The sequence below is a fragment of the Flavobacterium sp. CLA17 genome (genome assembly GCF_013112255.2).
Taxonomy (GTDB): domain Bacteria; phylum Bacteroidota; class Bacteroidia; order Flavobacteriales; family Flavobacteriaceae; genus Flavobacterium; species Flavobacterium circumlabens.
On record NZ_CP068294.1, the window covers coordinates 2,807,809 to 2,821,226 of the forward strand.

A 13,418-nucleotide genomic window follows, 5' to 3' on the forward strand; every position below is an offset into this window, starting at 1 on the left:
TAAATTTTAGGAATAAGAGTGTCTCGTAGCTCAGCTGGTTAGAGTACTACACTGATAATGTAGGGGTCGACAGTTCGAGTCTGTCCGAGACAACTATTTAAACTTAAAAAAAGGAAATTTTAGAAGTTGAAAGATTAAGGATCAAAAAGTTCATAATTTTTAATTCACGATTTTTAATTTTTAATTAAAAAGGGGGATTAGCTCAGCTGGCTAGAGCGCCTGCCTTGCACGCAGGAGGTCAACGGTTCGACTCCGTTATTCTCCACAAAAGGTTTTAAGCTATATGCTTTAAGCCGTAAGCAAAAAAGCCTAAGGCGTAATGCCTAAAGCTTATAGCTAAACAAAGTTCATTGACATATTGAGATAAGAAATAATAAAAAGTAGAAAGCGTTTTTTACTATTTATAGTAAAAGACAAAAAAAACGGTCATAATTGATTTTATGATTGGTACAATAAGCAAAATAAGGGCGTATGGGGGATGCCTTGGCTCTCAGAGGCGATGAAAGGCGTGATAAGCTGCGAAAAGCTACGGGGACGGGCACACACCGATTGATCCGTAGATACCTGAATGGGGCAACCCACTATGTTGAAGACATAGTACACCGATAGGTGGGCAAACCCGCTGAACTGAAACATCTAAGTAGGCGGAGGAGAAGAAAACAAAAGTGATTCCGTAAGTAGTGGCGAGCGAACGCGGATTAGCCCAAACCAATGTTGTTACGGCAATGTTGGGGTTGTAGGACCACGACATTTTATGTACAAAGAATTAGAATTTACTGGAAAGTAAAGCCGGAGAAGGTGATAGCCCTGTATAAGTAATGAGTATAATAGATAGTGGTATCCTGAGTAGGGCGGGGCACGTGAAACCCTGTCTGAATTTGGCGGGACCATCCGCTAAGGCTAAATACTCCTGAGAGACCGATAGTGAACCAGTACCGTGAGGGAAAGGTGAAAAGAACCGTGAATAACGGAGTGAAATAGATCCTGAAACCATACGCTTACAAGCGGTCGGAGCCCTTTCGTGGGGTGACGGCGTGCCTTTTGCATAATGAGCCTACGAGTTAACGTTGCTGGCAAGGATAAGTGGTTAAGTCACGGATCCGTAGCGAAAGCGAGTCTGAATAGGGCGCTTTAGTCAGTAGTGTTAGACGCGAAACCGTGTGATCTACCCATGGGCAGGATGAAGCTGTGGTAACACACAGTGGAGGTCCGAACCGGTTGACGTTGAAAAGTCTTCGGATGACCTGTGGGTAGGGGTGAAAGGCCAATCAAACTCGGAAATAGCTCGTACTCCCCGAAATGCATTTAGGTGCAGCGTTATTTTAGTTATATAGAGGTAGAGCTACTGATTGGATGCGGGGGCTTCACCGCCTACCAATTCCTGACAAACTCCGAATGCTATATAATGATTGATAACAGTGAGGGCTTGGGTGCTAAGGTCCAAGTCCGAGAGGGAAAGAACCCAGACCATCAGCTAAGGTCCCCAAATATATACTAAGTTGAAAGAACGAGGTTTGTCTGCCCAGACAGCTAGGATGTTGGCTTGGAAGCAGCCATTCATTTAAAGAGTGCGTAACAGCTCACTAGTCGAGCGGACGAGCATGGATAATAATCGGGCATAAGTATATTACCGAAGCTATGGATTTAGAGTTTACTCTAAGTGGTAGGGGAGCATTCTAACAGGGTTGAAGGTGTATCGTAAGGTATGCTGGACTGGTTAGAAAAGAAAATGTAGGCATAAGTAACGATAATGCGGGCGAGAAACCCGCACACCGAAAAACTAAGGTTTCCACAGCTATGCTAATCAGCTGTGGGTTAGTCTGGTCCTAAGGCGAACCCGAAAGGGACAGTCGATGGCTAACGGGTTAATATTCCCGTACTACTAATTACTGTGATGGGGTGACGGAGTGATGAAAGCGCCGCGAACTGACGGAATAGTTCGTTGAAGTACCTACCTATAAGCTGCGCAGGCAAATCCACGCGGCTTGGGGAAATACGATAGTACTCGGAGTCTTCGGACAAAGAGATAGTGCGCCTAAGGGCTTCCAAGAAAAACCTCTAAACTTCAGGTAATTAGTACCAGTACCGTAAACCGACACAGGTAGTTGAGGAGAGAATCCTAAGGTGCTCGAGAGATTCATGGCTAAGGAATTAGGCAAAATAGACCCGTAACTTCGGGAGAAGGGTCGCCCTGTAGCAATACAGGGCCGCAGTGAAGAGGTCCAGGCGACTGTTTATCAAAAACACAGGGCTCTGCAAAATCGTAAGATGAAGTATAGGGCCTGACACCTGCCCGGTGCTGGAAGGTTAAGAGGAGATGTTATCTTCGGAGAAGCATTGAATTGAAGCCCCAGTAAACGGCGGCCGTAACTATAACGGTCCTAAGGTAGCGAAATTCCTTGTCGGGTAAGTTCCGACCTGCACGAATGGTGTAACGATCTGGACACTGTCTCAGCCATGAGCTCGGTGAAATTGTAGTAACGGTGAAGATGCCGTTTACCCGCAGTGGGACGAAAAGACCCTGTGCACCTTTACTATAGCTTAGTATTGACCTTGGATAAATGATGTGTAGGATAGGTTGGAGACTGTGAAGTGGCGTCGCCAGGCGTTGTGGAGTCATTGTTGAAATACAACCCTTTGTTTATCTGAGGCCTAACCCCACAAACGTGGGGGACATTGCTTGGTGGGTAGTTTGACTGGGGTGGTCGCCTCCAAAAGAGTAACGGAGGCTTCTAAAGGTTCCCTCAGTACGCTTGGTAACCGTGCGTAGAGTGCAATGGCATAAGGGAGCTTGACTGAGAGACATACAGGTCGATCAGGTACGAAAGTAGAGCATAGTGATCCGGTGGTTCCGCATGGAAGGGCCATCGCTCAAAGGATAAAAGGTACGCCGGGGATAACAGGCTGATCTCCCCCAAGAGCTCATATCGACGGGGGGGTTTGGCACCTCGATGTCGGCTCGTCACATCCTGGGGCTGGAGAAGGTCCCAAGGGTTGGGCTGTTCGCCCATTAAAGTGGCACGCGAGCTGGGTTCAGAACGTCGTGAGACAGTTCGGTCTCTATCTACTGTGGGCGTTAGAAATTTGAGTGGATCTGATTCTAGTACGAGAGGACCGAATTGGACAAACCTCTAGTGTATCTGTTGTTCCGCCAGGAGCATCGCAGAGTAGCTACGTTTGGAAGGGATAAGCGCTGAAAGCATATAAGCGCGAAACCCACCACAAGATGAGATTTCTTTTAAGGATCGTGGAAGATGACCACGTTGATAGGCTATAGATGTAAAGGCAGTAATGTCATAGTCGAGTAGTACTAATAATCCGTAAGCTTATGTACACCCTTTTCCCGGGCCGCAAGGCTCGGGGAGAAACTTTCTAAAATAAAAAACTTTCTTTATCTCAGTATGTTAAGATATTATTGCAATTTTTTTAATTTTTAATTCTAAATTTTTAATTAATTGCAAGTTACCTCAAGTAACAACGACCTTAAGGTGGTTATTGCGGCGGGGCTCACCTCTTCCCATCCCGAACAGAGTAGTTAAGCCCGCCTGCGCAGATGGTACTGCAGTTATGTGGGAGAGTATGTCGTCGCCTTTCTTTTTAAAAACCCTGTTTCAAACGAAACAGGGTTTTTTGTTTTATGTTGAATCGTGGAATTTAAACGCAAAGTCCGCAAAGGAGTTTTTGGAGTTTGTGAATGGTATTAAATTGCAAGGGATGCAAGGCTGGAGGGGCTGTTTGGGATTCTTTTGAAAACAGATCTCAAATTACCCTTAAACTGCGTTAGGGATCGCAGCGGTATCCTTTTGCGGGGAACGTGTATCTCTAAAAGCACCCCAAAACCAATCCCGCAAAAGATTTAGCGTAGAGCCCGGCCCACAGGGAAACGCCCACAAACAATAACTGTAGGATAAATATCAATTCATTAAATGATTTAAATTTTATACTTTTAATCTTAAAAAATTAAACTGATTTCTATGAAAAAGATAATTGTTTTTATAGTATTGCTTTTTGGGATAGTTTGTAATGCTCAAAAGAAAGAAGTCCAGGAAGTGATTGACAATTTCTTTGTGGCATTTCATCAGAAAGATACAATCAAATTGAAATTAATTTGTTCCGATCAACTTATTTTGCAATCTATTACAGAAAGTAAAACAAAAGGAAATAAATTGTCGGATGAGAATGTAAAAGAATTCTACAAATCTATTGCGACAATTCCTTCTGATGTGAAGTTTAAAGAGAAAATACTAAGTTCTACTATTCAAATTGACGGAAGTATGGCTCATGTCTGGGCTCCGTACGAATTTTATATCAATGATAAACTAAGTCATTCAGGTGTGAATACTTTTACGTTATTTAAAGAAAAAGAGAACTGGAAAATTATTTATCTGATCGATACAAGAAGAAAATAATTATTTACTTAAGTGGTGCGTTGCATAGTAATGACAAGAATCTTTCATCAAACATTCTTCACATTTAGGTTTTGGCCTGCAGATTTCCCGTCCTAAAAAAGAAATTGCCATTCCAATCTCAGACCAAATGGATTTTGGAAGTGCCTGCATTAAATCTTTTTCTACTTTGTTACCATCTTTAGCTTCTTTGATTATTCCGATTCTGGGCGCAACCCGAATTACATGCAAATCGGCAATAATGCCTTCTGCCGGCTGATGGGTTTCTCTTAGAATTACATTTGCAGATTTTCTTCCAATACCTTTTAGGGCTGTTAACTCTTTTATAGTTAAAGGAATATTTTCATCTTTTTGAAGTGTTTCTGCAATTTCCAATAACCAGTTTGCTTTGGTTGGATAATTTCTGACTTTACTTATGTAAGGAATAAATGTTTCCGTATTCGCTCCGGATAAGCTGGTTAAAGTTGGAAATTTATCAAATAAAGCAGGAGCTATGGAATTTATGTTTGCATCAGAATCCTGTGCAGACAGCACTACCATAACGAGTAATTGGTAAGTGCTTTGATACTCAAGCGGGTGTTTTTTACTTTTATATTTTTCTAATAAGGGTTTTAATTTTAGTTCCCAATCGGTTGTTTCTCCAAATAAATCCATTTTAGTTTTTTTTAAAGTGAATTGTGCTATACAATATTAAGTAGTTTTAATAAAATCTATTATTTTTTTAATAACATTTTGATTTCCTAAAATTTTTCTGTGACCTAAATTATCAGTTAAAAGTAAAGTTCCATTTTCTAAATGTTCATGAATATGGATTCCTGCTTTTACTGCAACTTCGGGGTCATGATTGTCATGAATTACCAAAACTGGAATTTTGACCTTGGCAGCTGCTCTGTAAGCAGAATAATTATCCATTTTGGTCTGATATTTATTTTCAAAATAATTACATAGGAGTCTGCTCATTTCCGGTTTCAATCCTAATTTGGAAATAAAATCATCTAAAATATCCTGTACAATATCTCCACTTCCAATAATAATGGCTTTTTTGACCTTTAATCCATCCTTAATTGCATTAACAACCGACATTCCTCCTAATGAATGGCCAATCGCAAATTCAAACGGGCCATAATGTTTTTCGATTTCTAAAATTGATTCTATAAAATCAGACATTATAGTGGTTTTTCCTTCTGATTTTCCATGTGCCGGAGCATCAAAACTTATTGTTGAATATCCATTTTGTAAAAGTTCTTCGGCTATTTTAAATAATTGGGTTCCGCGTCCGGACCAACCGTGAACAATTAGTATTTTTCGCTGACTTTTTCCATATTCATAGGTAACAACGCTTTTGTCGATAGCAGGAACATAGATCGTTTTTTGGATGCTTTTATGTTCCATATCCAATTCTCTTTTAGGAACCTTATGTTTTATGGGGGTTGTAAAAAGCTTTGCAGCATATTTTGTAGCCAATTTAGTAGAAATAAAAGCGCATATTTTACTGGATATGATTATAAACTGCGGAATTTTTAAGGATTGAGTAGGATTGGAAGCCTTTTTTGCCATATTGATAATTTTTTTTTCAGGTCTTTATTCTGTGTATTTTTTCCTAAATTTAAAGAACATAAAAGTAACATAATTAATAAATGCTTACTCAAAAAAGAATTTGTATTTGATTAATTATTTAAAAGGCTTATAAATTTTTAAAATGGAAATATTTCATATCAGTGCAGAATGTTATCCTATGGCAAAAGTGGGCGGATTGGCCGATGTTGTAGGTGCATTGCCTAAATACCAGAATAAAGCAGGTCATCAGGTTCGTGTTGTTGTACCTTGTTATGATACGAAATTTAAAAAGGATAACGAATTTGAGTACGTTCACTGGGGAGAAGTCAAATTAGGAAATTTTGAATTTCCATTCAGTGTTTTGAAAGAAGCAACAGACAAGTTAGGATACGAATTGTATCTGATCGAAATTAAAGAATTATTTGACAGGCCTAATGTGTATGGGTATGAAGATGATATTGAACGCTTTTTGTCTTTTCAAATCGCCGCATTAGATTGGATTTCCGGCCGCGAAACGGTTCCTGATATTATTAATTGTCATGATCATCATACCGGAGTAATTCCGTTTTTAGTAAAATATGCTTATAAGTATGAAAGAATAAAAAACGTAAGGACAGTTATTACCATTCATAATGGATTGTATCAGGGCTGGTTTGGCTTTGACAAATTGCATTATTTACCTGAATTTGATTTAATTCATGTTGGGTTTTTAGAATGGAATAATGCTATAAATTCTTTGGCTGTTGGAGTTAAATGTGCCCATGCTGTTACAACGGTTTCGCCAAGTTATCTGAACGAAATCAATTATGCTGCTAATGGACTTGAAGAATTATTCAAAGTAGTACGAATCAAATCAAAAGGTATTTTAAACGGAATTGATATTGAAATCTGGGATCCGTCCACTGATAAAATGCTTTATGAAAATTATACAACTGAAACTTTTAGGGCAGGGAAGCAGAAAAACAAAGAAAAACTCTGCGCGCAATTTGATTTAGATCCTGCAAAACCGTTGTTTAGTTTCATTGGGCGATTGTTTGAAGAAAAAGGTGGCGATTTATTGCCTCAGGCTTCTGCTTTAGCTTTATCAGAGAATTTCGAAAATATAAATATCCTGATTCTGGGATCGGGTAATTCGGAGATTGAGTCACAATTAACGCAACTTAGAAATGACTATATCGGGAATTATAATGTTTTTATAGGCTATAATGAAGAATTAGCCCATTTGATTTATGCAGGTTCTGATTTTATCTTAATGCCTTCGCGTGTGGAGCCCTGCGGTTTAAATCAGATGTACGCTTTGCGCTACGGAACGGTGCCTATTGTCAGAAGGACGGGCGGATTACGCGATACTGTGGTTGATTTTGGTGATGATGGAAACGGAATTTGTCACGATCAGGCCTCTGTCGGCGATATTTGTTATTCAATTAATCGCGCCGTAAAACTGTATGGCGATAAAATAAGTTTCAATACAATAATTGAAAGAGGAATGCGTACAGATCATTCCTGGGAAACAGTATGTGAAGAGTACATAAAAATATACAACTTAATAATTCAGCAAAATGAAGTTTAAAAAGAAAAATGTAGTTGCCATTATTTTAGGAGGAGGACAAGGATCACGTTTGTTCCCATTAACAGAAACAAGATCAAAACCAGCTGTTCCGATTGGGGGAAAATACAGATTGGTTGATATTCCAATTTCAAATTGTATTAATTCTGATATTTTTAAAATATTTGTACTGACACAATTTAATTCTGCATCTTTGAATGCACACATCAAAAACACTTTCAATTTCAGTATTTTCAGTCAGTCCTTTGTCGATATTTTAGCTGCTGAACAAACGCCTGATAATCCGACCTGGTTTCAGGGTACAGCCGATGCCGTTCGTCAGTGTATGTCACATTTTCAAAAGCATGACTTCGAACACGCTTTGATTTTATCCGGTGATCAATTGTATCAGATGGATTTCAACGAAATGTTAGAGGCTCATATTGCAAGTAATGCAGAAATTTCTATTGCGACATTACCTGTAAATGCTAAGGATGCTCCGGAATTCGGAATTCTGAAAACGGATCATGAGAATTGTGTGGAAGCTTTTATTGAAAAACCGGATGCTTCGCTTTTACCGGAATGGGAATCAGAGGTAAGTGAACACATGCAGGCTAAAGGCAAAAAATATTTAGCTTCGATGGGGATTTATATTTTTAATAAGAAATTATTAGAAGATTTAATGGCTGATCCGGATACAAAGGATTTTGGAAAGGAAATTATCCCACAAGCGGTTGGTAAACATAAAATTCTGAGTTATCAGTACGAAGGGTACTGGACGGATATTGGAAATATTGAATCTTTTTTTGAAGCAAATATTGGTCTTACTGCCGATATTCCGGAATTTAATTTGTTTGATAATGACAATAAAATTTTCACGCGTCCAAGATTGCTTCCTCCTTCAAAGTTTAGAAATTCGGTGATTAATCAGTCTTTAATTTCTGAAGGCTGTATTATTAACGCCAAAGAAATTAAGAGTTCCGTAATTGGTATTCGTTCCAGAATTGGTGAGGGAACAGTACTCGAAAGCTGTTATGTGATGGGGAATGATTTTTATCAGGACCTTGATGAACTGCATGAGGATTCCGAGAACAATAAAATTCATATTGGAATAGGCGATAATTGTTTTATAAAAAATGTTCTGGTGGACAAAAATGTGCGTATTGGAAACAATGTTCATATTAACGGAGGCAAGCATTTAGATAATTTCACCAACGAATTATACAGTATAAAAGACGGAATTGTTGTTATTAAAAAAGGAGTTGTTCTTTCGGATAATTTTAGAATTGAATAAAGCTTAAAATTAATTATTGCCTTAAAAACCAAATATGAATAAAGTCCTCACACATTCCCTTTTTACTGATTTTGATATTAATTTATTCAAAGCAGGGAAACACTTCAGATTATATGAGAAACTTGGTGCACATTTAATAGAAGTTGATGGAGTAAAAGGCGTTTATTTTGCGGTTTGGGCTCCAACTGCACAATCTGTTTCTGTTGTCGGAGATTTTAATTACTGGACAGGAGGAGAACATCTACTACAAGTACGCTGGGATTCTTCCGGGATTTGGGAAGGGTTTATTCCAAAACTGGAAAAAGGAGCACTTTATAAATATAAAATTCAATCGAATATCGATAGTGTTGTAACCGAAAAAGCAGATCCGTTCTCTTTATATTGTGAAAAACCACCTCATACGGCTTCTGTTGTCTGGGATCTGGATTATAACTGGAAGGATGAAAACTGGATGCAATCCCGTCAGGAAAATAATGGTCTTGATAAACCTTATTCGGTTTATGAAGTGCATTTAGGCTCGTGGAAACGTGGAGAAAACAATCGTTTCCTGACTTATCTGGAATTAGCGGAAGATTTGGTAGCTTATGTAAAGGAAACGGGTTTTACCCATGTAGAATTTATGCCCATAATGGAATATCCATATGATCCTTCCTGGGGATATCAGCTTACCGGATATTTTGCGCCGACTTCCCGTTTTGGAAAGCCACAGGATTTTATGGTGCTCGTTGATAAATTGCATCAGGCCGGGATTGGAGTTATTCTGGACTGGGTTCCGTCTCATTTTCCTGACGATGCGCACGGTTTAGGATTTTTTGATGGTTCAAATTTATATGAACATCCGGATCGCAGAAAAGGTTATCATCCGGATTGGAAAAGTCTTGTTTTTAATTATGGCCGAAATGAAGTGCGTGCTTTTTTGATTAGCAACGCTGTTTTCTGGCTGCAGCAGTATCATGCAGATGGCTTACGGGTTGATGCCGTGGCTTCGATGCTGTACCTTGATTATTCCAGAAAAGAAGGGGAGTGGGAACCTAATATTTATGGAGGAAGAGAAAATCTTGACACAATTAGTTTTCTTAAAGAATTCAATGAAGTTATTTATGCTAATTTTGATGGAGTTCAGACGATTGCCGAGGAAAGTACTTCTTTTCCTATGGTTTCCAGACCAACTTTTACCGGAGGTCTGGGCTTTGGAATGAAGTGGATGATGGGCTGGATGCATGATACACTGAAATATTTTCAAAAAGAAACGGTCTATAGAAAATACCATCAAAATGAATTGACTTTTTCGATGACTTATGCTTTTACCGAAAATTTCATGTTACCGTTTTCACATGATGAAGTGGTGTATGGAAAGAAATCTGTTGCGAATAAAATGCCGGGCGATGAATGGCAGAAGTTTGCCAATTTACGTTTGTTGTACGGCTATATGTTTACGCATCCGGGAACAAAATTATTGTTTATGGGGTCTGAGTTTGGACAAAGTGATGAGTGGAATTTTGAAAAAAGCCTCGACTGGCATTTGCTACAATACGATTATCACTCCGGAATTAAAAAAATAATTACAGATTTGAATCAGTTGTATAAATCACAACCAGCATTGTACGAAAAACAATTTAGTGGCGAGGGTTTCGAATGGATTAATTATTCAGATCATCAAAATGCCATTCTGTCCTACATTCGAAAAGGAAACAATCCGAGGGAAAATTTAATAGTGGTTTGTAATTTTACACCGGTAGTTCGGGAAAATTACAGGATCGGAATTCCTCAGAAAGGAAAATTGGTTCCCGTATTTAATAGTGATGATAAGCTTTATGGCGGAAGTGGAATTAGTAATCCGCGTTCAATTAAAATTGAAGCATCACCCTATGATGGCAGGGATTATTCGGTCGAATTAATTTTGCCTCCTCTTAGTGTAACCCTATATTCTTTTGAATAAAATTCAGCTCTTTTTTTCCAAATGAGATTTTGTTAATTTTGAGCTCGTATATTATCGATTTTCTGATTTTTTAAGCCCTAATTTATCACTCACACAGAAAAAACGTTTTCGTGAATAATCTTTATATTCATAGCGGCTTATATAGTTTTTTTGTATGTTTGAAAGAGGTAGCGTTGTTATAACTAATTCATTATCGATATGATTACAAACACATCATTAGAATACAAAGGCGATTTATATCCATCAAAAATTGTTTCCTATGAACATGAAGGGGATACCATTTTTTTTCATACTGATAATAAAGTAATCTTAAAAGTTACCATTCTCAGAGACAGTTTAATTCGGTTTCGTTTTACGACAAAAGGCTATTTTAGTAACGATTTTTCATATGCGATTGATAAAACACAGTTGCATGGCTATAACTTTCTCGAACTTACAGAAGAGGAAACTTATTTTCAGATCAGAACCAGTAAAGTCAAATGTAAAATTCAGAAAGCAGATCTTCGTTTGTCTATTTATGATTTAAATGATCTTCTGATTCTCGAAGACGAACTTGGTTTTCATTGGGAAGAAAGTTATGAATATGGTGGAAATATCGTAAAAATGAGTAAGTCTTCAAAAGATGGAGAATGTTTTTACGGATTGGGTGATAAAGCGACGCAAATGAATTTAAAAGGCAAAAGACTCGAAAATTTTGCTACCGATCAATATGCTTTTCAAAAAGAACAAGACCCCTTATATAAGGTAGTACCGTTTTATATTGGATTAAATAATAAACAATCTTACGGCATTTTCTTCGATAATACCTTTAGAACCTTTTTTGATTTTTGTCAGGAAAGAAGAAATGTTTCCAGCTTCTGGGCAGAAGGAGGCGAAATGAATTACTATTTCATTTATGGTCCTCAAATGCAGGATGTGGTGACAACCTACACCGATTTAACCGGAAAACCGGAATTACCGCCGCTTTGGGTTTTAGGATATCACCAATGTAAATGGAGTTATTATCCCGAAAGTAAAGTAAAAGAAATCACTTCAAAATTCAGGGAGCTTAAAATTCCATGCGATGCCATTTATCTGGATATCGATTATATGGAAGGTTTTCGATGTTTTACGTGGAGTAAAGAATATTTTCCCGACCCCAAAAGAATGATTGCTGAATTAGCCGAAGATGGTTTTAAAACAGTTGTAATTATTGATCCGGGAATAAAAATCGACAAAGAATATTCTGTTTATAAAGAAGCTTTAGAGAAAGATTATTTCTGCAAAAGAGCCGACGGACCTTATATGAAAGGCAAAGTATGGCCCGGTGAATGTAATTTTCCGGATTATACAAATCCCGCAGTCAGAGAATGGTGGGCAGGATTATTTAAAGAATTAATTTCAGATTTTGGCGTAAAAGGAGTCTGGAATGACATGAATGAACCCGCCGTTATGGAGGTTCCAAATAAAACTTTCCCAATGGATGTTCGCCATGTTTATGACGGAAATCCGTGCAGCCACAGAAAAGCCCATAATATTTATGGAACACAAATGGCCCGGGCAACCTATCACGGGGTAAAACGATTTGCGTATCCCAAAAGACCTTTTGTCATTACAAGATCTGCTTATTCCGGAGCACAGCGTTATACATCATCCTGGACAGGAGATAATGTGGCTACCTGGGAACATTTATGGATTGCCAACATACAGGTACAGAGAATGTCTATTTCGGGAATGGGCTTTACAGGATCGGATATTGGAGGTTTTGCAGAACAGCCAACAGGTGAATTATACGCACGTTGGATTCAGTTAGGCGTCTTCCATCCGTTTTGCAGAACCCATTCTTCCGGAGATCATGGGAATCAGGAACCGTGGGCGTTTGATGAAGAAGTGATTAATATTACCCGAAAATTTGTTAGCCTTCGCTATCAATTATTACCTTATTTGTATACGATGTTCTGGCAGTATATTGAAGAAGGAATTCCGATGTTAAAACCTTTGGTATATTACGATCAGGAAGACACACAGACACATTATAGAAATGATGAATTTATTTTCGGAAATCAAATATTGGTTTGTCCGATACTTGAACCTAATGCTGTAGGCAGGCGTATGTATATTCCAAGAGGGGAATGGTATAACTACTGGACCAATGAGTTTTCAAATGGAGGTAGAGAAGTCTGGGTGGATACTAAATTTGATGAAATTCCAATTTTTGTAAAAGCGGGAGCTATTATTCCGAAATATCCGGTTCAGCAATATGTTGGAGAGCTTGATTTTGATGAACTTACGCTGGATTTATACTTTAAAAACGGAAAGGAAAAATCATTTGTTTACGAAGATTCCCAGGATGGTTACGATTATAAAAAAGGACGCTATAGTTTTCTTTCTTTCACATCTATTGGTAAAGAAAAAGAATTGATAGTGCAGCTGCATAAAGAAGGAAAATTTGAAACGAATTACAGTACCTATAAAATCAATTTAATTGGATTACCATTTAAAGTAAAAGAGATTGAAATTGATAACGAAAGAATCGCTTTTGATGAAGTAAGTTTCTCAGAGAGCCATTTCTTAATGGTGGATAAGGAATTCAGTGAACTTCATATTATTGGGGAATAGCCATATTATGATATATTTTTGTTAAATTATGTAAATGATGATTTCATAATAATTGTATTTTTGTGTTGCTAAATACGA

The 13,418-nt window shown here is 38.0% G+C and carries 7 protein-coding genes, 2 tRNA genes and 2 rRNA genes; 9 read left to right on the top strand and 2 right to left on the bottom strand.

Features of this window, described 5'->3' with window-relative positions:
* The first annotated feature begins 19 nt into the window (after positions 1 to 19).
* The 5 genes from HAV12_RS11465 to HAV12_RS11485 all read left to right on the top strand — a co-directional run bounded on the left by HAV12_RS11465 (position 20) and on the right by HAV12_RS11485 (position 4,409).
* Positions 20 to 93, top strand: a tRNA-Ile gene (locus HAV12_RS11465).
* 98 nt (positions 94 to 191) lie between these two features.
* A tRNA-Ala gene (locus tag HAV12_RS11470) sits at positions 192 to 265 on the top strand.
* A gap of 185 nt (positions 266 to 450) precedes the next feature.
* Positions 451 to 3,334: ribosomal RNA gene (locus tag HAV12_RS11475) — 23S ribosomal RNA — on the top strand.
* Positions 3,335 to 3,484: 150 nt separating this feature from the next.
* Positions 3,485 to 3,594 (top strand): 5S ribosomal RNA (gene rrf / locus HAV12_RS11480).
* Positions 3,595 to 3,974: 380 nt separating this feature from the next.
* Positions 3,975 to 4,409: a nuclear transport factor 2 family protein gene (locus HAV12_RS11485; RefSeq protein ID WP_171569784.1), complete on the top strand. Its 435-nt coding sequence runs from the start codon at positions 3,975 to 3,977 to the stop codon at positions 4,407 to 4,409.
* Here HAV12_RS11485 and nth read toward each other — a convergent pair whose 3' ends face one another.
* Both nth and HAV12_RS11495 read right to left on the bottom strand, forming a co-directional pair.
* Entirely contained in the window at positions 4,410 to 5,060 is a 651-nt protein-coding gene (gene nth / locus HAV12_RS11490; RefSeq protein WP_171569785.1) for an endonuclease III, read from the bottom strand.
* Between the two features lie 36 nt (positions 5,061 to 5,096).
* Entirely contained in the window at positions 5,097 to 5,963 is an 867-nt protein-coding gene (locus HAV12_RS11495) for an alpha/beta hydrolase (RefSeq protein ID WP_171569786.1), read from the bottom strand.
* 142 nt (positions 5,964 to 6,105) lie between these two features.
* Between HAV12_RS11495 and HAV12_RS11500 the strand changes: the two genes are divergently transcribed.
* The 4 genes from HAV12_RS11500 to HAV12_RS11515 all read left to right on the top strand — a co-directional run bounded on the left by HAV12_RS11500 (position 6,106) and on the right by HAV12_RS11515 (position 13,340).
* A complete protein-coding gene (locus HAV12_RS11500; RefSeq protein ID WP_171569787.1) occupies positions 6,106 to 7,533 on the top strand; it encodes a glycogen synthase in 1,428 nt (475 codons plus the stop codon).
* Positions 7,523 to 8,803, top strand: a complete 1,281-nt coding sequence (locus HAV12_RS11505; RefSeq protein ID WP_171569788.1) for a glucose-1-phosphate adenylyltransferase — start codon at positions 7,523 to 7,525, stop codon at positions 8,801 to 8,803. Before HAV12_RS11500 ends, HAV12_RS11505 begins: the two co-directional genes overlap by 11 nt.
* A gap of 34 nt (positions 8,804 to 8,837) precedes the next feature.
* On the top strand, positions 8,838 to 10,742 hold the full coding sequence (glgB, locus tag HAV12_RS11510; RefSeq protein ID WP_171569789.1) for a 1,4-alpha-glucan branching protein GlgB: 1,905 nt from the start codon (positions 8,838 to 8,840) through the stop codon (positions 10,740 to 10,742).
* 198 nt (positions 10,743 to 10,940) lie between these two features.
* Positions 10,941 to 13,340, top strand: a complete 2,400-nt coding sequence (locus HAV12_RS11515; RefSeq protein WP_171569790.1) for a glycoside hydrolase family 31 protein — start codon at positions 10,941 to 10,943, stop codon at positions 13,338 to 13,340.
* Positions 13,341 to 13,418: the final 78 nt, after the last annotated feature.

Bases quoted from the DNA above. Each gene is read 5' to 3' on its own strand.
- HAV12_RS11515 (WP_171569790.1), top strand. From the start codon at position 10,941: ATGATTACAAACACATCATTAGAATACAAAGGCGATTTATATCCATCA.
- HAV12_RS11485 (WP_171569784.1), top strand. From the start codon at position 3,975: ATGAAAAAGATAATTGTTTTTATAGTATTGCTTTTTGGGATAGTTTGT.
- HAV12_RS11505 (WP_171569788.1), top strand. From the start codon at position 7,523: ATGAAGTTTAAAAAGAAAAATGTAGTTGCCATTATTTTAGGAGGAGGA.
- nth (WP_171569785.1), bottom strand. From the start codon at position 5,060: ATGGATTTATTTGGAGAAACAACCGATTGGGAACTAAAATTAAAACCC.
- HAV12_RS11495 (WP_171569786.1), bottom strand. From the start codon at position 5,963: ATGGCAAAAAAGGCTTCCAATCCTACTCAATCCTTAAAAATTCCGCAG.
- HAV12_RS11500 (WP_171569787.1), top strand. From the start codon at position 6,106: ATGGAAATATTTCATATCAGTGCAGAATGTTATCCTATGGCAAAAGTG.
- glgB (WP_171569789.1), top strand. From the start codon at position 8,838: ATGAATAAAGTCCTCACACATTCCCTTTTTACTGATTTTGATATTAAT.